The organism is Pseudomonas sp. JS3066 (genome assembly GCF_036328175.1).
Classification (GTDB): domain Bacteria; phylum Pseudomonadota; class Gammaproteobacteria; order Pseudomonadales; family Pseudomonadaceae; genus Metapseudomonas.
Window position 1 is genome coordinate 97,785 of the sequence record NZ_CP143312.1, and the last position, 17,625, is coordinate 115,409.

The window sequence follows — 17,625 nt, forward strand, 5'->3', positions numbered from 1 at the left end:
TCCGAATACAACAAACGCCGTGCCTTTGGGCACGGCGTTTTTGTTTGTGGATCAGGCAGGGTAGATTGCGCCAAGGATGCGCAGGCCCCTGGCGCCGGTAACGCTGGGGCGATTGGTGGGAATCCCTTCGAGGCAGCAGTGTGCGAGCCAGGCAAAGGCCATGGCTTCGACCCAGTCCGGGTCCACGCCGAGATCTGCTGTACTGCGGACCTGAGCGCCGGGTAGCAGGGCGGCGAGCCGTAGCATCAGTTGGCGGTTGTGCGCTCCACCACCACAGACCAGGAGGTCATCGGTCTTCGGCTGCGCGGCGCGCAGCGCATCGATGATGCTTCGCGCGGTGAGTTCGAGCAAGGTAGCCTGCACATCCTCGGGTTTGAATTTCGGGAGGCGCGCCAGGTGTGACTGGAGCCAGCTGAGATTGAACAGCTCGCGTCCCGTGCTCTTCGGGCCGCGCGTGGTGAAGAAGGCATCACCGGAGAGGGTTTCCAGCAGGCGTTGTTGCAGGGTGCCGGTTGCTGCCCAGTCACCATTGCGGTCGAAGCTTTCGCCCCGCTGGAGATGGATCCAGGCGTCCAGTAGAACGTTGCCGGGACCGCAATCGAATCCATGTACCGCTTTACCCGGATCGATGAGACTGAGGTTGCTGAAGCCACCGACGTTAAGCACGGCGCGGTGGTTGTCGGCATCTCCGAACAGCGACTCGTGGAATGCCGGCACGAGCGGCGCGCCCTGGCCCCCGGCGGCGACATCGCGCCGGCGGAAATCGCCTACTACGGTGATGCCGGTCAACTCAGCAAGCAGGGCTGGATTGCCGATCTGCACGGTGAATCCGCGTGCGGGCTCGTGACGCACTGTCTGGCCATGGCTGCCGATGGCGCGAATGTCCTTGGCGCCCAGGTTGTTGCGAACCAGTAGTGCGTTGATCCCGGAAGCCGCCAGTTCTACCCAGCCATTCTCCGCTAGGGCCGCGCGGGCCAGTTCGTCCGGGCCAGAAGCGCAGAGTGCCAACAGCTCGCTGCGTAGCGAGCTGGGCATGGGAATGTAGTGGGTGTCGAGGAGGGTAATGCGATCGGTCTGTTCGACCAGGGCGATGTCCAGGCCATCAAGGCTGGTCCCGGACATCACTCCCAGATAGCGCGGCATCTGATCAGCGCTTGTTCATGGCCAGCATGCTGGCCTTTTCCTGGTCCATGCGCGCCATCAGCGGCTGGGTCATCTGCATGAAGCGCTTCTTCTCGCTGGCCATCAATGGGTCGGCCATCGGCAGCTTCACACCCAGCGGATCGACGTGCACGCCGTTAACCTGGAACTCGTAGTGCAGGTGCGGGCCGGTGGAGAGACCGGTAGTGCCCACGTATCCGATGATCTGGCCTTGCTTCACGCTACCGCCAGTGCGAATACCCTTGGCGAAACCTTGCATGTGGCCGTACAAAGTCTTGTACTTGCTGCCGTGCTGGATGATCACCGCATTACCGTAGCCACCACGACGGCCAGCCAGGACGATTTTGCCGTCACCGGTGGCCTTGATCGGGGTGCCACGAGGTGCTGCGTAGTCGACGCCTTTGTGGGCGCGGATCTTGTTCAGGATCGGATGTCGGCGGCCGTTGGAGAAGCGCGAGCTGATGCGCGCGAAGTCTACCGGAGTGCGGATGAAGGCCTTGCGCATTGCAGTGCCATCACCACGCAGATAGCTGGCGTTGCCTTGCTTGTCGACGTAGCGGACTGCAGAGAAGGTCTTGCCACGGTTGATAAAGCGCGCGGCGAGGATTTCACCGCTACCGACTTTCTTGCCCTCGACCACCTTTTCTTCGTAGATCATCTCGAACTCGTCGCCTTCGCGAATGTCGAGCGCGAAGTCGATGTCGTAGCCGAAGATGTTAGCCAGATCCATGGTCAGGTCATGGGACAGGCCGGCACGCTTGGCGGACAGGAACAGGGAGCTGTCGATGACGCCGCGGGCATAAGCCGAGCGGAGCTCCGGCTTGATCAGGTCACGTTTGAAGGCGTAACCCTTGGATGTCTTTTCAAGGTGAACGCTTTCGAGGCCGCTCAGCTTGGTGCTGATCTTCTCGAGCTCACCATTGGGGGCCAGCTTGAACTCGAAGCTCTGGCCAACCTTCAGGCGGCTGAGCTGCTTCGCATCCTTGCTGCTGCTCAGGACGTCATGCATGACGTTTGCGGACAGGCCAACCTTGGCAAACACCGTGGACAAAGTGTCGCCGTTGCCCACGGTCACAGCTTTGAGGCTGGGATCAACAGGCGTCTTGATGGTAGCGAGGTCGGTAGCTACTTCTTTCTTCTTGTCCGCGTCTTTTCCGGCGCTGTTCTGGTTCTCGGCTGGGTTCTCGATCTTGGCAAACGGCGAGATACCCTCATCCCCGGCTGCGGGAGCTTGTCGGAGATCGTCCTTCTCCTGGATCACCATCTCCGAGCCGTTTTCCAGCTCCAGATTGATGTAGGTCTTCTTCGCCTCGACTTCGCGGGACGGGAACACCAGCAGGGCCAGGCTGAGCAGCGCAGCCACACCGCTTGCAGCCAGCAAGTGGCTCTTCGGGTACGGCGGCGCTTTAGGTACTGAATGCGTCATGGCGTGTGGTGTTTTTTGGAATATGAACTAACTGCCTAAAATATAATCAAAATCCGCCCTAGGCAACCTTGGATTGGTGCCTTCCGCTGACTGGCATGGGGCTGGGCGCAAAACTTGTAATTAGTTCGCGATCTTGTATGGTTGGTTCCCCTTTGTCTATCCACGGTCTATGAGTCCTGTCATGAAGTCGGTTGAAGAGCAGCTGGCGCTGATCAAGCGCGGTGCGGAAGAGGTCCTGGTCGAGTCCGAGCTGGTCGAAAAGCTCAAGCGTGGCCAGCCGCTGCGCATCAAGGCGGGCTTCGATCCGACTGCTCCTGATCTTCACTTGGGGCACACCGTCCTTATTAATAAGCTGCGCCAGTTCCAGGAGCTGGGACACCAGGTGATTTTCCTGATTGGCGACTTCACAGGGATGATTGGCGACCCCAGCGGCAAGAGCGCTACCCGTCCGCCTCTGACTCGCGAGCAGGTCCTGGACAATGCCGAGACCTACAAGGCTCAGGTGTTCAAGATCCTCGATCCGGCCAAGACCGAGGTGGCCTTCAACTCCACCTGGATGGACCAGCTGAGCCCGGCAGACTTCATTCGCCTTGCATCGCAGTACACCGTTGCGCGCATGCTTGAGCGCGATGACTTCAGCAAGCGCTACAGCACCAATCAACCTATCGCGATTCACGAGTTCCTCTATCCGCTCGTGCAGGGCTACGACTCGGTCGCGCTGAGGGCGGATGTCGAGCTGGGTGGTACTGATCAGAAATTCAATCTGCTGATGGGGCGTGAATTGCAGCGTGCCTATGGGCAGGAATCCCAGTGCATCCTCACCATGCCGTTGCTGGAAGGCCTGGATGGTGTGAAGAAGATGTCGAAGTCTCTGGGTAACTATGTAGGTATCCAGGAAGCGCCGGGGATCATGTACAACAAGCTGGTTTCAATACCGGATCAGCTGATGTGGCGCTACTTCGAGCTGCTGAGCTTCCGCTCCATGGAAGAGCTCGAGCAGTTCAAGCGTGATATCGAGGTGGGTGCCAATCCGCGTGACATCAAGATCAAGCTTGCTGAAGAGATTGTGGCTCGCTTCCATGGCGAAGAAGCCGCTGCTACCGCTCACCGTTCTGCGGGCAACCGTATGAAAGAGGGCGAGCTGCCGGTCGATCTGCCGGAAGTCCAGCTGACTGCTACCGAGGATATGCCCATCGCTTCTGTCCTTAATAAGGCGGGCCTGGTCAAGAATGCCGCAGTGGCTCGTGATCTGCTCGGTGCTGGTGGTGTGCGCGTGGATGGCGAGGTGGTGGATCGTGCCTACGTCTTCAAGCTAGGTGCGACCCATGTGCTACAGGCCGGTAAGAAATCCTTTGCTCGCGTATCCCTGGCGGTCGAGTAAAAAGATTTCAGGAAAGGTGTTGACGGCAGATTCTGCATCCCTATAATGCGCACCTCTCCCAGCGACGAAGCAGCGGAAAGGCTTGAAAATCAAGCACTTAGCTGTAGTTAGGCGCGGGAGAGGTGGTCGGCAGGCGGTGGTAGTGCTTGTCGCTTCGGTCTTCCGAGAGGTCGGCCAGAAGATGATCGCCGAGGTGTTGACAGCGACTTTCAACGCTGTAGAATGCGCCTCCCGCTGACGAGAAGAGTGAATCGGATCGAAAGCGCAAGCGGTTGAGTAGAAAAGAGATTTTCGAAAAACAGCTTGACAGTAAGAAAGGCTGCTGTAGAATGCGCGGCCTCGGTTGAGACGAAAGACTTGATCGAAACGCTCTTTAACAACTGAATCAAGCAATTCGTGTGGGTGCTTGTGAGGTAAGACTGGTAGTCAACTGATTATCAGCATCACAAGTAACACTCGTGAATTCGAGAGTTTATTTGCGATTGCTGAGCCAAGTTTAGGGTTTTCTCAAAACCCAAGCAGTATTGAACTGAAGAGTTTGATCATGGCTCAGATTGAACGCTGGCGGCAGGCCTAACACATGCAAGTCGAGCGGCAGCGGGTCCTTCGGGATGCCGGCGAGCGGCGGACGGGTGAGTAATGCCTAGGAATCTGCCTGGTAGTGGGGGATAACGTTCGGAAACGGACGCTAATACCGCATACGTCCTACGGGAGAAAGTGGGGGATCTTCGGACCTCACGCTATCAGATGAGCCTAGGTCGGATTAGCTAGTTGGTGGGGTAATGGCTCACCAAGGCGACGATCCGTAACTGGTCTGAGAGGATGATCAGTCACACTGGAACTGAGACACGGTCCAGACTCCTACGGGAGGCAGCAGTGGGGAATATTGGACAATGGGCGAAAGCCTGATCCAGCCATGCCGCGTGTGTGAAGAAGGTCTTCGGATTGTAAAGCACTTTAAGTTGGGAGGAAGGGCAGCTAGTTAATACCTGGTTGTTTTGACGTTACCAACAGAATAAGCACCGGCTAACTTCGTGCCAGCAGCCGCGGTAATACGAAGGGTGCAAGCGTTAATCGGAATTACTGGGCGTAAAGCGCGCGTAGGTGGTTCAGCAAGTTGGAGGTGAAATCCCCGGGCTCAACCTGGGAACTGCCTCCAAAACTACTGAGCTAGAGTACGGTAGAGGGTAGTGGAATTTCCTGTGTAGCGGTGAAATGCGTAGATATAGGAAGGAACACCAGTGGCGAAGGCGACTACCTGGACTGATACTGACACTGAGGTGCGAAAGCGTGGGGAGCAAACAGGATTAGATACCCTGGTAGTCCACGCCGTAAACGATGTCGACTAGCCGTTGGGATCCTTGAGATCTTAGTGGCGAAGCTAACGCGATAAGTCGACCGCCTGGGGAGTACGGCCGCAAGGTTAAAACTCAAATGAATTGACGGGGGCCCGCACAAGCGGTGGAGCATGTGGTTTAATTCGAAGCAACGCGAAGAACCTTACCTGGCCTTGACATGCTGAGAACTTTCCAGAGATGGATTGGTGCCTTCGGGAACTCAGACACAGGTGCTGCATGGCTGTCGTCAGCTCGTGTCGTGAGATGTTGGGTTAAGTCCCGTAACGAGCGCAACCCTTGTCCTTAGTTACCAGCACGTTATGGTGGGCACTCTAAGGAGACTGCCGGTGACAAACCGGAGGAAGGTGGGGATGACGTCAAGTCATCATGGCCCTTACGGCCAGGGCTACACACGTGCTACAATGGTCGGTACAAAGGGTTGCCAAACCGCGAGGTGGAGCTAATCCCATAAAACCGATCGTAGTCCGGATCGCAGTCTGCAACTCGACTGCGTGAAGTCGGAATCGCTAGTAATCGTGAATCAGAATGTCACGGTGAATACGTTCCCGGGCCTTGTACACACCGCCCGTCACACCATGGGAGTGGGTTGCTCCAGAAGTAGCTAGTCTAACCGCAAGGGGGACGGTTACCACGGAGTGATTCATGACTGGGGTGAAGTCGTAACAAGGTAGCCGTAGGGGAACCTGCGGCTGGATCACCTCCTTAATCGAAGACTTCAGCTTCTTCATAAGTTCCCACACGAATTGCTTGATTCAATTGCGAAGGCGATTGGGTCTGTAGCTCAGTTGGTTAGAGCGCACCCCTGATAAGGGTGAGGTCGGCAGTTCGAATCTGCCCAGACCCACCAATTGTCGCGGGGTCGTATGACCGGTTGACATTGGGGCCATAGCTCAGCTGGGAGAGCGCCTGCTTTGCACGCAGGAGGTCAGGAGTTCGATCCTCCTTGGCTCCACCATCTCCAGGCTGACCAAGAGTCCAGAATTGAATATCCCGGGTGGGATATTGAATTCTGAACTTTGCTTCAGAATCGTTCTTTAAAAATTCGGGTATGTGATAGAAGTGACTTGTTGAGTGTTTCACTGCACTCAATAATTCAAGGTAAAAATTTGCGAGTTCAAGCGCGAATTTTCGGCGAATGTCGTCTTCACCCCTATGATCACGAGCAGATTGCTTGGGGTTATATGGTCAAGTGAAGAAGCGCATACGGTGGATGCCTTGGCAGTCAGAGGCGATGAAAGACGTGGTAGCCTGCGATAAGCTTCGGGGAGTCGGCAAACAGACTTTGATCCGGAGATCTCTGAATGGGGGAACCCACCTAGGATAACCTAGGTATCTTGTACTGAATCCATAGGTGCAAGAGGCGAACCAGGGGAACTGAAACATCTAAGTACCCTGAGGAACAGAAATCAACCGAGATTCCCTTAGTAGTGGCGAGCGAACGGGGATTAGCCCTTAAGCTTCTTGGATTTTAGCGGAACGCTCTGGAAAGTGCGGCCATAGTGGGTGATAGCCCCGTACGCGAAAGGGTCCAGGAAGTGAAATCGAGTAGGACGGAGCACGTGAAACTTTGTCTGAATATGGGGGGACCATCCTCCAAGGCTAAATACTACTGACTGACCGATAGTGAACCAGTACCGTGAGGGAAAGGCGAAAAGAACCCCGGAGAGGGGAGTGAAATAGAACCTGAAACCGTATGCGTACAAGCAGTGGGAGCCTACTTTGTTAGGTGACTGCGTACCTTTTGTATAATGGGTCAGCGACTTATATTCAGTGGCGAGCTTAACCGAATAGGGGAGGCGTAGCGAAAGCGAGTCTTAATAGGGCGTTTAGTCGCTGGGTATAGACCCGAAACCGGGCGATCTATCCATGGGCAGGTTGAAGGTTAGGTAACACTGACTGGAGGACCGAACCGACTACCGTTGAAAAGTTAGCGGATGACCTGTGGATCGGAGTGAAAGGCTAATCAAGCTCGGAGATAGCTGGTTCTCCTCGAAAGCTATTTAGGTAGCGCCTCACGTATCACTCCAGGGGGTAGAGCACTGTTTCGGCTAGGGGGTCATCCCGACTTACCAAACCGATGCAAACTCCGAATACCTGGAAGTGTCAGCGTGGGAGACACACGGCGGGTGCTAACGTCCGTCGTGAAAAGGGAAACAACCCAGACCGTCAGCTAAGGTCCCAAAGTTCTAGTTAAGTGGGAAACGATGTGGGAAGGCTTAGACAGCTAGGAGGTTGGCTTAGAAGCAGCCACCCTTTAAAGAAAGCGTAATAGCTCACTAGTCGAGTCGGCCTGCGCGGAAGATGTAACGGGGCTCAAACTAGACACCGAAGCTACGGGTTCGTCGTAAGACGAGCGGTAGAGGAGCGTTCTGTAAGCCTGTGAAGGTGAGTTGAGAAGCTTGCTGGAGGTATCAGAAGTGCGAATGCTGACATGAGTAACGACAATGCGAGTGAAAAACTCGCACGCCGAAAGACCAAGGGTTCCTGCGCAACGTTAATCGACGCAGGGTGAGTCGGCCCCTAAGGCGAGGCAGAAATGCGTAGTCGATGGGAAACGGGTTAATATTCCCGTACTTCTAGTTATTGCGATGGGGGGACGGAGAAGGCTAGGCCAGCTTGGCGTTGGTTGTCCAAGTTTAAGGTGGTAGGCCGAACACTTAGGCAAATCCGGGTGTTCAAGGCCGAGAGCTGATGACGAGTGTTCTTTTAGAACACGAAGTGGTTGATGCCATGCTTCCAGGAAAAGCCTCTAAGCTTCAGATAACTAGGAACCGTACCCCAAACCGACACAGGTGGTTGGGTAGAGAATACCAAGGCGCTTGAGAGAACTCGGGTGAAGGAACTAGGCAAAATGGCACCGTAACTTCGGGAGAAGGTGCGCCGGTGAGGGTGAAGCATTTACTGCGTAAGCCCATGCCGGTCGAAGATACCAGGCCGCTGCGACTGTTTATTAAAAACACAGCACTCTGCAAACACGAAAGTGGACGTATAGGGTGTGACGCCTGCCCGGTGCCGGAAGGTTAATTGATGGGGTTAGCGCAAGCGAAGCTCTTGATCGAAGCCCCGGTAAACGGCGGCCGTAACTATAACGGTCCTAAGGTAGCGAAATTCCTTGTCGGGTAAGTTCCGACCTGCACGAATGGCGTAACGATGGCGGCGCTGTCTCCACCCGAGACTCAGTGAAATTGAAATCGCTGTGAAGATGCAGTGTATCCGCGGCTAGACGGAAAGACCCCGTGAACCTTTACTGTAGCTTTGCACTGGACTTTGAGCCTGCTTGTGTAGGATAGGTGGGAGGCTTTGAAGCGAGGACGCCAGTTCTCGTGGAGCCATCCTTGAAATACCACCCTGGCATGCTTGAGGTTCTAACTCTGGTCCGTCATCCGGATCGAGGACAGTGTATGGTGGGCAGTTTGACTGGGGCGGTCTCCTCCTAAAGAGTAACGGAGGAGTACGAAGGTGCGCTCAGACCGGTCGGAAATCGGTCGCAGAGTATAAAGGCAAAAGCGCGCTTGACTGCGAGACAGACACGTCGAGCAGGTACGAAAGTAGGTCTTAGTGATCCGGTGGTTCTGTATGGAAGGGCCATCGCTCAACGGATAAAAGGTACTCCGGGGATAACAGGCTGATACCGCCCAAGAGTTCATATCGACGGCGGTGTTTGGCACCTCGATGTCGGCTCATCACATCCTGGGGCTGAAGCCGGTCCCAAGGGTATGGCTGTTCGCCATTTAAAGTGGTACGCGAGCTGGGTTTAGAACGTCGTGAGACAGTTCGGTCCCTATCTGCCGTGGACGTTTGAGATTTGAGAGGGGCTGCTCCTAGTACGAGAGGACCGGAGTGGACGAACCTCTGGTGTTCCGGTTGTCACGCCAGTGGCATTGCCGGGTAGCTATGTTCGGAAGAGATAACCGCTGAAAGCATCTAAGCGGGAAACTCGCCTCAAGATGAGATCTCACTGGGATCTTGAATCCCCTAAAGGGCCGTCGAAGACTACGACGTTGATAGGTTGGGTGTGTAAGCGCTGTGAGGCGTTGAGCTAACCAATACTAATTGCCCGTGAGGCTTGACCATATAACACCCAAACAATCTGGTGATTGTGGGTGCGACTGGTTGAAGTCGACAGACCGAAAATTGGCCTGAACCGCAAAACAGACTGTCACATACCTGATTCGGGGTCGCGTCGCAGACGAGACCCCAACCGAATTGCTTGACGACCATAGAGCGTTGGAACCACCTGATCCCATCCCGAACTCAGCAGTGAAACGACGCATCGCCGATGGTAGTGTGGAGCTTCTCCATGTGAGAGTAGGTCATCGTCAAGCTTCTATCCCAAACCCCCGATCCGTGAAAACGGTTCGGGGGTTTGTCTTTGGGCGCGCAAAAAAGCTGGCCGCGAATGCATTCCAGCCAGTCTGGTTTGAGGGCGTTGGCTCGGTCGGCTTGAGCGCGATTTCTATGCAACCCGAGTGTGCATAGATATGATGCCTGCCTCATTAAGGGCTGGATCCAGCACATGCCTACGCTATTGAAACTTCTGCAGGATGGGCGCTTTCACTCAGGCCAGGCGCTGGGTGAGGCCCTGGGTGTAAGCAGAAGTGCCGTCTGGAAGCAGTTGCAGCAGCTGGAAGCGGAGCTCGGTCTTGCGATCTACAAGGTGCGTGGCCGGGGCTACCGACTGCAGTTTCCTCTTAGTCTCCTTGATCAGGGGGTTCTGAATGCGGGGGGGGCTCCTTGGTCCCATCGAGTGTTTGATTCGCTGGACTCCACGAATGCGGAGGTCTCCCGCGGTCTTGCTCGCGGTGAACTGCCGCCCTTTGCGGTCATAGCGGAACGGCAAACGGAAGGCAGGGGGCGAAGGGGGCGTCGATGGGTCAGTCCTCATGCGCAGAACCTCTATTACAGTCTTGCTGTGCGCGTCGATGGCGGTGCCCGCCAGCTTGAGGGCTTGAGTCTTGTTGTCGGGTTGGCGGTGCTGAAGACCTTGCAGTCGTTCGGGTTGACGGCGGCTGGCCTCAAGTGGCCAAACGACCTGTTGGTTGGGAACCGCAAGATCGCTGGAATCCTCCTTGAGCTGTTGGGGGACCCGGCCGACATCTGCCATGTCGTAATTGGTATTGGAATCAATGTGAATATGCAGTTGTCTGCCGAGGACATAGATCAGCCCTGGACTTCCATGCAGGTGGAAAGCGGTGCTTTGGTGGACAGGAGTGCCTTGGTGGCTCGCTTGAGTGAATACCTCGACGATTACCTGGTGCGTCACAAGAGATACGGTTTTTCTGCTCTTCGGGAGGAGTGGGAAGCCGGGCATCTCTGGCAAGGGCGGCAAGTCAACTTGATCGCCGGTGTTCAGAGTATCCAGGGGTTGGTATTGGGGATAGACGCGACAGGCGCCTTGCGCTTGGACGTCGGTGGTGAGGAGCGAGCTTACAGTGGTGGAGAGCTCAGTTTGAGGTTGAGTGATGATTCTTGAGCTTGACTGTGGCAACAGCTTTATCAAGTGGCGTGTCATCGACAGTGCGCAAGCCGCAACTATTGGCGGCGGTGTGGTTGGCTCCGATGAAGAGCTGATTTCTGCGTTGCGTGCATTGAATGAACTAGTGCTTCGCAATTGCAGGTTGGTCAGTGTCCGTTCTGACGAGGAAACACGTGCACTGACCGACCGGCTTCAGGATGTGTTCGGCGTGGTTTCTGTCTGTGTCGAGCCGGCTGCTGAAATGTCCGGCGTGCGCAATGGCTACTCAGAGTTCCAGCGCCTTGGGCTGGATCGCTGGCTAGCGGTGCTGGGTGCCTATCACATAGCTCGCAAGGCTTGCCTGGTCCTGGATCTGGGTACTGCGGTGACATCTGATCTGGTTGCTGAAAATGGCGAGCATCTCGGGGGATTCATTTGCCCGGGTATGCCGTTGATGCGTAATCAATTGAGGACGCACACTCGCCGAATTCGCTACGACGACCAGGCTGCGGAGAGGGCGCTGCTCGATATGGCTCCCGGCCGCTCGACGGTGGAGGCCGTGGAGAGGGGATGTCTTCTGATGCTGCGCGGATTCGTCCAGGCGCAGATCGAATTGGCGGCGCAGCATCTCGGGGATGATTTTGAGGTTTTCCTTACTGGCGGTGATGCGCTGCTGGTGAAGAGTGTGCTGCCGCGGGCAAGAGTGTTGCCCGACTTGGTGTTTGCCGGTTTGGCGATTGCCTGCCCATTGCCTTGAGGTTGATTCATGCGTTGGTTGTTCCTGTTCCTCCTGGTTCTCAATCTCTTCTACTACGTCTGGCATCAGCAGCAGGCACCACTGCGTCCGAAAGAGGTGGAAACCCTATCTCTTTATAAGGGGGGGCAGCAGGACATCCGTCTGCTTAGTGAGTCCGGCAATGTCCAGCCGAGGCGCACTGCAGTGGTCCCGACATCAACGGAGGAAGCTGTCTGCCTTTTCCTGGGGGGATTTGAGCGAGAGGAGCAGGCGCGCGAAGTGGAGCAGCGCCTCATTAGCCTGGATGTGCGGTCGGAGGTGCGGCCTGTAGATGCCGCTGCCGGTACCGACTATTGGGTCTACCTGGCGCCTCTCGCTTCGCGAGAGGCCTCGCTGCGTCAGCTCAAGGAGCTTCAGGCGCGGAAGATCGACAGCTATATCGTCACCCAGGGAGACCTGATCAACGGAATATCCCTCGGGATCTTCTCGCGAATGGATTCTGCCGAGAGTGTCATGCAGCGTTTGCGAGACGCAGGCTATGAGCCCTTCATGCGCGAACTGGCTCGTGCGCACCGTGATTATTGGGTGCGGATTGCACCGGAAAGCCGCAGGTTGGTTGACGATCCATTGCTTGAGCAGCTGTCTCAAGATTTTTTTGGGTTAAAACATCAACTTATGCCGTGCGAGGGTGTTGCATCTCCTCGTTAGCTTGAATAGAATGGCGCCCGCTTCGCAGCGTGGCCCGATAGGCTGATTTGCGAAGCAGCTGTCAAATGAAGCTAACCTCAAGATTTTAATGAGAAAAAGCTTGACAGTAGGGTGGCATGAGATAGAATGCCGCCTCCCTTGGAGGGGTTCCCGAGCGGCCAAAGGGATCAGACTGTAAATCTGACGTCATAGACTTCGAAGGTTCGAATCCTTCCCCCTCCACCAGATTCAAAGCGAGAGCTGCAGGCTCCGCGGGTATAGTTCAGTGGTAGAACCTCAGCCTTCCAAGCTGATGATGCGGGTTCGATTCCCGCTACCCGCTCCAAGTTTGCTGCTTTTGCAATGTGTTTGGCTCATGTAGCTCAGCTGGTAGAGCACACCCTTGGTAAGGGTGAGGTCAGCGGTTCAAATCCGCTCATGAGCTCCATCTTAACAAAGGCAGATATGAAAATATCTGCCTTTGTTTTAATGGTGGCGTGACTCGCTCAATTCTTGATGGGAGACGTTCTCGATGGCTAAAGAAAAGTTCGAACGTAACAAACCGCACGTCAACGTCGGCACCATTGGTCACGTTGACCATGGCAAGACCACTCTGACTGCTGCTCTGACCAAGGTCTGCTCCGAGACCTGGGGCGGTTCCGCTCGTGCGTTCGACCAGATCGATAACGCGCCGGAAGAGAAGGCTCGCGGTATCACCATCAACACTTCCCACGTTGAATACGATTCCGCCATTCGTCACTACGCTCACGTTGACTGCCCCGGTCACGCTGACTACGTGAAGAACATGATCACCGGTGCTGCGCAGATGGACGGCGCGATCCTGGTTTGCTCGGCTGCTGACGGCCCCATGCCGCAGACTCGTGAGCACATCCTGCTGTCTCGTCAGGTAGGCGTTCCTTACATTGTCGTGTTCCTGAACAAGGCCGACATGGTTGATGACGCCGAGCTGCTGGAGCTGGTCGAGATGGAAGTTCGCGACCTGCTGAACACCTACGACTTCCCGGGTGACGACACTCCGATCGTGGTCGGTTCCGCTCTGATGGCCCTGGAAGGCAAGGACGACAACGAAATCGGCGTTTCCGCCGTTCGTAAGCTGGTAGAGACCCTGGACTCCTACATTCCGGAGCCGGTGCGTGCTATCGATCAGCCGTTCCTGATGCCGATCGAAGACGTGTTCTCCATCTCCGGTCGCGGCACCGTGGTGACCGGTCGTGTTGAGCGCGGTATCGTCAAGGTGGGTGAGGAGATCGAGATCGTCGGTATCCGTCCGACCACCAAGACCACCTGCACTGGTGTTGAAATGTTCCGCAAGCTGCTCGACGAAGGTCGTGCTGGCGAGAACGTTGGCGCCCTGCTGCGCGGCACCAAGCGTGATGACGTAGAGCGTGGTCAGGTTCTGGCCAAGCCGGGCACCATCAAGCCGCACACCAAGTTCGAGTGCGAAGTGTACGTGCTGTCCAAGGAAGAAGGTGGTCGTCACACTCCGTTCTTCAAGGGCTACCGTCCGCAGTTCTACTTCCGTACCACTGACGTGACCGGAAACTGCGAACTGCCGGAAGGTGTTGAGATGGTAATGCCGGGCGACAACATCAAGATGGTTGTCACCCTGATCGCTCCGATCGCCATGGAAGACGGCCTGCGCTTCGCGATCCGCGAAGGCGGTCGTACCGTTGGTGCCGGCGTTGTAGCCAAGATCATCGAATAACGACTTGATCTTGGTGTGTCAGGCCGGCATAATGGTCGGCCTGACTTTGTTACAGGCCAGTAGCTCAATTGGCAGAGCGGCGGTCTCCAAAACCGCAGGTTGGGGGTTCGATTCCCTCCTGGCCTGCCAGATTCCAAGAGTGAGAATCTGGCATTTCTCTCACAGGATCTTAGCTGATGAATGCCAAGGCTGAAGCCAAAGAAACACGCTTCGACGTTCTGAAGTGGGTCGTTGTGGTGGCTCTTGTTGCTGTTGGTGTGGTCGGCAATCAGTATTTCTCCTCTGAGCCGATCCTGTACCGTGTTCTCGCGCTTCTTGCTCTTGCTGCTGTCGCTGCTGTTGTGGCGCTGCAGACCGCTAAGGGTCGGACTTTCTTTGTTCTCGCTAAGGAAGCTCGCGCGGAGATTCGCAAGGTTGTTTGGCCGACCCGTCAGGAAACCACCCAGACCACTCTGATTGTCGTGGCTGTCGTGCTGGTAATGGCGCTGCTGTTGTGGGGGCTTGATACCCTGCTCGGCTGGCTTGTTTCGTTGATTGTTGGTTAATAGGTGCGCCGTGGCTAAGCGTTGGTACGTTGTGCATGCTTACTCGGGTTACGAGAAGCATGTCATGCGCTCGCTAATCGAGCGCGTCAAGCTGGCTGGCATGGAAGACGAGTTCGGCGAGATTCTGGTCCCCACTGAAGAGGTGGTGGAGATGCGTAATGGCCAGAAGCGCAAGAGCGAGCGTAAGTTCTTCCCCGGCTATGTGCTGGTCCAGATGGAAATGAACGAGGCGACTTGGCACCTGATCAAGGATACGCCACGCGTCATGGGCTTTATCGGTGGTACCGCCGACAAGCCTGCGCCCATCACTGAAAAAGAAGCTGAGGCTATCCTGCGTCGCGTCGCTGACAGTGGTGATAAGCCGAAGCCGAAGACGCTGTTCGAGCCTGGTGAAACCGTTCGTGTAATTGATGGGCCGTTCGCTGACTTCAACGGCGTTGTCGAAGAGGTTAATTACGAGAAGAGCCGGATCCAGGTGGCCGTGCTCATCTTCGGTCGCTCTACTCCGGTAGAGTTGGAGTTCAGTCAGGTCGAGAAGGCTTAGCTGACAATGGCATCCCAACCCCGCAGCCCTAGGTTGCGGGGTTTTGTCGTCACTGGGATAAACGCGAAAGCAATCGGGGAGCCTTAGGGCGCTAGAACCCGTAACTGGAGTTATACATGGCTAAGAAGATTCAAGCTTATATCAAGCTGCAAGTGAAGGCCGGTCAGGCCAACCCGTCGCCGCCGGTCGGTCCTGCTCTGGGTCAACATGGCGTGAACATCATGGAGTTCTGCAAGGCGTTCAACGCCAAGACTCAAGGCCTCGAGCCGGGTCTGCCGACTCCCGTGATCATCACTGTATACAGCGACCGCAGCTTCACTTTCGAGACCAAGAGCACCCCGGCTTCCGTTCTGCTGAAAAAAGCGGCCGGTATCGCTAGCGGTTCTCCGCGTCCGAACACCCAGAAAGTAGGCACCGTTACCCGTGCTCAGCTGGAAGAGATCGCTAAGGCCAAGAAGGCTGATCTTACTGCAGCTGACCTGGATGCGGCCGTGCGTAGCATCGCCGGTTCCGCTCGTAGCATGGGCCTGAACGTGGAGGGTGTGTAATGGCTAAGCTGACCAAGCGCCAAAAGGCAATCGCCGAGAAAGTAGAAGCTGGCAAGCAGTACGGTTTCGAAGATGCCGCCAAGCTCCTGGCTGAACTGGCGACCTCCAAGTTCAAAGAGTCCGTGGACGTCTCCATCAATCTGGGTGTCGATCCGCGTAAATCCGACCAGGTCGTTCGTGGTGCCACCGTTCTGCCGAACGGCACCGGCAAGAGCGTCCGCGTTGCCGTGTTCACCCAGGGTCCGGCCGCTGAAGCTGCACTGGCTGCTGGTGCCGAGAAAGTCGGTATGGACGAACTGGCTGCCGAGATGAAAGCCGGCGACCTGAACTACGACGTGGTTATCGCCTCCCCGGACGCGATGCGTGTCGTCGGTCAGCTGGGCCAAATCCTCGGTCCGCGTGGCCTGATGCCGAACCCGAAGGTCGGTACCGTGACTCCGGACGTAGCTACCGCCGTGAAAAACGCCAAGGCTGGTCAGGTGCGTTTCCGTACCGACAAGAACGGCATCATTCACGCTTCCGTCGGCAAAGTCGACTTCGAGCCGATCAAGCTGAAGCAGAACGTTGAAGCTCTGCTGGCTGACCTGAAGCGCCTGAAGCCGTCCACCTCCAAGGGTGTGTACCTGAAGCGCGTGACTCTGAGCACCACTATGGGGCCAGGTCTGCAGATCGATCAGGCTTCCCTCGAAGGCTAAGTGATAAAGGCGCGACGGATTTATCCGTCACGCCAGGTATTGGGGTCCCTGCCTGGCGGGGGCTATCCAAGACCGTAGGCGGCGCAAGCCTCAAACCGGGAAGCGATTTCCGAGCCTACGCAGATGGTGCTCCCGATTCGTTTACCGAATCAGACACCAAAACGCCGTCCGGCTCCGGCTGGACGAAACGGTAACATCCAGGAGTTAGACCCGTGGCAATTAAACTCGAAGACAAGAAGGCCATCGTCGCTGAAGTCAACGAGGCTGCCAAAGCTGGCCTGTCCGCTGTCGTGGCTGATGCCCGTGGCGTGACCGTAGCCGCTATGACCGGACTCCGTAAAGAGGCCCGCGAGGCTGGTGTGTACGTACGTGTCGTGCGTAATACACTGGCTCGCCGCGCCGTTGCCGGCACTCAGTTCGAGGTGCTCAACGACGTGTTCAAAGGCCCGACCCTGATTGCGTTCTCCAACGAACATCCGGGCGCTGCTGCTCGTATCTTCAAGGAATTCGCCAAGGGTCAGGACAAGTTCGAGATCAAGGCCGCTGCATTCGAGGGCCAGTTCCTCGCAGCCAATCAGATCGACGTACTGGCGACCCTGCCGACCTACAACGAAGCCGTTGCACAGCTGATGAGCGTTATCCAAGGCGCTACCAGTAAGCTCGCTCGTACTCTGGCGGCAATTCGCGACCAGAAAGAAGGCGCTGCTGCCTGATCCAGGCCGCATAACCCTCTTTCAAGCTGAATCTTTCAAAATTTTGATGGCCGCATAGGCCGTCCACCTATACAGGAATTAGAGTCATGGCTCTGACCAACGAAGACATCATCAACGCCGTATCCGAAATGTCCGTCATGCAGATCGTTGAACTGATCAAGGCGATGGAAGAGAAGTTCGGCGTTACCGCTGCTGCTGCCGTTGCTGCTGGCCCGGCTGCTGCCGCCGCTGTTGTTGAAGAACAAACCGAGTTCAACATCATCCTGACCGAAGCCGGCGAGAAGAAAGTGAACGTCATCAAGGTCGTTCGCGAGCTGACCGGTCTGGGTCTGAAAGAAGCCAAGGCAGTAGTTGACGGCGCCCCGGGCGTGGTCAAAGAAGGCGCTTCCAAAGAAGAGGCCGAAGCTGCCAAGAAAGCTCTGGAAGAAGCTGGCGCCAAAGTCGAGCTCAAGTAAGCGACGACCTTGCGTCAACAGCCGAAGCGCTCCGCGCAAGGCTGACGGCTGGTGGCTTATGCCACCGGCCTTTTTCCGTTCTAGGTGGTTGTCTTGGGACGCCACCTGGGACGTGACCCGACCTCTATTGCGAGGCGGAGCAAACCAAGGGGTTTGCAAGATTTTCTGGCTACTCCCGTCGGAGGGGCCAAACAA

General features: G+C 56.3%; 13 protein-coding genes, 6 tRNA genes and 3 rRNA genes. 20 read left to right on the forward strand and 2 right to left on the reverse strand.

What is annotated here, in order from left to right; genetic code table 11:
• Positions 1-51 precede the first annotated feature (51 nt).
• Complete coding sequence (locus tag SA496_RS00435) at positions 52-1,143, reverse strand: anhydro-N-acetylmuramic acid kinase (protein ID WP_120653287.1); 1,092 nt, start codon at positions 1,141-1,143, stop codon at positions 52-54.
• A gap of 4 nt (positions 1,144-1,147) precedes the next feature.
• Entirely contained in the window at positions 1,148-2,587 is a 1,440-nt protein-coding gene (locus SA496_RS00440) for a peptidoglycan DD-metalloendopeptidase family protein (protein WP_120653286.1), read from the reverse strand.
• Between the two features lie 181 nt (positions 2,588-2,768).
• Between SA496_RS00440 and tyrS the strand changes: the two genes are divergently transcribed.
• From tyrS to rplL, 20 genes are all read left to right on the forward strand, one after another.
• A complete protein-coding gene (gene tyrS, locus SA496_RS00445; protein ID WP_153920459.1) occupies positions 2,769-3,968 on the forward strand; it encodes a tyrosine--tRNA ligase in 1,200 nt (399 codons plus the stop codon).
• Positions 3,969-4,494: 526 nt separating this feature from the next.
• Positions 4,495-6,031: ribosomal RNA gene (locus SA496_RS00450) — 16S ribosomal RNA — on the forward strand.
• A gap of 65 nt (positions 6,032-6,096) precedes the next feature.
• Positions 6,097-6,173 (forward strand) — tRNA-Ile (locus tag SA496_RS00455).
• Positions 6,174-6,205: 32 nt separating this feature from the next.
• A tRNA-Ala gene (locus SA496_RS00460) sits at positions 6,206-6,281 on the forward strand.
• Between the two features lie 228 nt (positions 6,282-6,509).
• A 23S ribosomal RNA gene (locus SA496_RS00465) occupies positions 6,510-9,400 on the forward strand.
• Positions 9,401-9,535: 135 nt separating this feature from the next.
• Positions 9,536-9,651, forward strand: a 5S ribosomal RNA gene (gene rrf, locus SA496_RS00470).
• Together the 16S, 23S and 5S rRNA genes with 2 tRNA genes alongside form the textbook arrangement of a ribosomal RNA operon.
• A gap of 191 nt (positions 9,652-9,842) precedes the next feature.
• A complete protein-coding gene (gene birA / locus SA496_RS00475; RefSeq protein ID WP_120653284.1) occupies positions 9,843-10,799 on the forward strand; it encodes a bifunctional biotin--[acetyl-CoA-carboxylase] ligase/biotin operon repressor BirA in 957 nt (318 codons plus the stop codon).
• Positions 10,789-11,538 carry a pantothenate kinase gene (locus SA496_RS00480; RefSeq protein ID WP_120653283.1) on the forward strand — a complete coding sequence of 250 codons (750 nt, stop codon included), beginning with the start codon at positions 10,789-10,791 and terminating at the stop codon, positions 11,536-11,538. Before birA ends, SA496_RS00480 begins: the two co-directional genes overlap by 11 nt.
• A 9-nt stretch (positions 11,539-11,547) precedes the next feature.
• Positions 11,548-12,225 carry an SPOR domain-containing protein gene (locus SA496_RS00485; protein ID WP_120653282.1) on the forward strand — a complete coding sequence of 226 codons (678 nt, stop codon included), beginning with the start codon at positions 11,548-11,550 and terminating at the stop codon, positions 12,223-12,225.
• 140 nt (positions 12,226-12,365) lie between these two features.
• Positions 12,366-12,450, forward strand: a tRNA-Tyr gene (locus SA496_RS00490).
• A 26-nt stretch (positions 12,451-12,476) separates the two neighbouring features.
• A tRNA-Gly gene (locus SA496_RS00495) sits at positions 12,477-12,550 on the forward strand.
• A 26-nt stretch (positions 12,551-12,576) separates the two neighbouring features.
• Positions 12,577-12,652: transfer RNA gene (locus SA496_RS00500), tRNA-Thr, on the forward strand.
• An 84-nt stretch (positions 12,653-12,736) separates the two neighbouring features.
• Positions 12,737-13,930 carry an elongation factor Tu gene (tuf, locus tag SA496_RS00505; protein WP_103102850.1) on the forward strand — a complete coding sequence of 398 codons (1,194 nt, stop codon included), beginning with the start codon at positions 12,737-12,739 and terminating at the stop codon, positions 13,928-13,930.
• Between the two features lie 53 nt (positions 13,931-13,983).
• Positions 13,984-14,059: transfer RNA gene (locus tag SA496_RS00510), tRNA-Trp, on the forward strand.
• A gap of 47 nt (positions 14,060-14,106) precedes the next feature.
• Positions 14,107-14,475, forward strand: a complete 369-nt coding sequence (gene secE, locus SA496_RS00515; RefSeq protein WP_153917512.1) for a preprotein translocase subunit SecE — start codon at positions 14,107-14,109, stop codon at positions 14,473-14,475.
• Between the two features lie 10 nt (positions 14,476-14,485).
• A complete protein-coding gene (nusG, locus tag SA496_RS00520; protein ID WP_028630537.1) occupies positions 14,486-15,019 on the forward strand; it encodes a transcription termination/antitermination protein NusG in 534 nt (177 codons plus the stop codon).
• A 116-nt stretch (positions 15,020-15,135) separates the two neighbouring features.
• Complete coding sequence (gene rplK / locus SA496_RS00525) at positions 15,136-15,567, forward strand: 50S ribosomal protein L11 (protein ID WP_003448698.1); 432 nt, start codon at positions 15,136-15,138, stop codon at positions 15,565-15,567.
• A complete protein-coding gene (gene rplA / locus SA496_RS00530) occupies positions 15,567-16,262 on the forward strand; it encodes a 50S ribosomal protein L1 (protein WP_153917510.1) in 696 nt (231 codons plus the stop codon). Before rplK ends, rplA begins: the two co-directional genes overlap by 1 nt.
• A 212-nt stretch (positions 16,263-16,474) precedes the next feature.
• Complete coding sequence (rplJ, locus tag SA496_RS00535; protein WP_016490524.1) at positions 16,475-16,975, forward strand: 50S ribosomal protein L10; 501 nt, start codon at positions 16,475-16,477, stop codon at positions 16,973-16,975.
• Between the two features lie 86 nt (positions 16,976-17,061).
• Positions 17,062-17,430 carry a 50S ribosomal protein L7/L12 gene (rplL, locus tag SA496_RS00540; RefSeq protein WP_028630534.1) on the forward strand — a complete coding sequence of 123 codons (369 nt, stop codon included), beginning with the start codon at positions 17,062-17,064 and terminating at the stop codon, positions 17,428-17,430.
• Positions 17,431-17,625 lie beyond the last annotated feature (195 nt).

Excerpts from the sequence above, each read along its gene's own strand:
- SA496_RS00435 (WP_120653287.1), bottom strand. The coding sequence starts at position 1,143 with ATGCCGCGCTATCTGGGAGTGATGTCCGGGACCAGCCTTGATGGCCTG.
- SA496_RS00440 (WP_120653286.1), bottom strand. The coding sequence starts at position 2,587 with ATGACGCATTCAGTACCTAAAGCGCCGCCGTACCCGAAGAGCCACTTG.
- tyrS (WP_153920459.1), top strand. The coding sequence starts at position 2,769 with ATGAAGTCGGTTGAAGAGCAGCTGGCGCTGATCAAGCGCGGTGCGGAA.
- birA (WP_120653284.1), top strand. The coding sequence starts at position 9,843 with ATGCCTACGCTATTGAAACTTCTGCAGGATGGGCGCTTTCACTCAGGC.
- SA496_RS00480 (WP_120653283.1), top strand. The coding sequence starts at position 10,789 with ATGATTCTTGAGCTTGACTGTGGCAACAGCTTTATCAAGTGGCGTGTC.
- SA496_RS00485 (WP_120653282.1), top strand. The coding sequence starts at position 11,548 with ATGCGTTGGTTGTTCCTGTTCCTCCTGGTTCTCAATCTCTTCTACTAC.
- tuf (WP_103102850.1), top strand. The coding sequence starts at position 12,737 with ATGGCTAAAGAAAAGTTCGAACGTAACAAACCGCACGTCAACGTCGGC.
- secE (WP_153917512.1), top strand. The coding sequence starts at position 14,107 with ATGAATGCCAAGGCTGAAGCCAAAGAAACACGCTTCGACGTTCTGAAG.
- rplK (WP_003448698.1), top strand. The coding sequence starts at position 15,136 with ATGGCTAAGAAGATTCAAGCTTATATCAAGCTGCAAGTGAAGGCCGGT.
- rplA (WP_153917510.1), top strand. The coding sequence starts at position 15,567 with ATGGCTAAGCTGACCAAGCGCCAAAAGGCAATCGCCGAGAAAGTAGAA.
- rplL (WP_028630534.1), top strand. The coding sequence starts at position 17,062 with ATGGCTCTGACCAACGAAGACATCATCAACGCCGTATCCGAAATGTCC.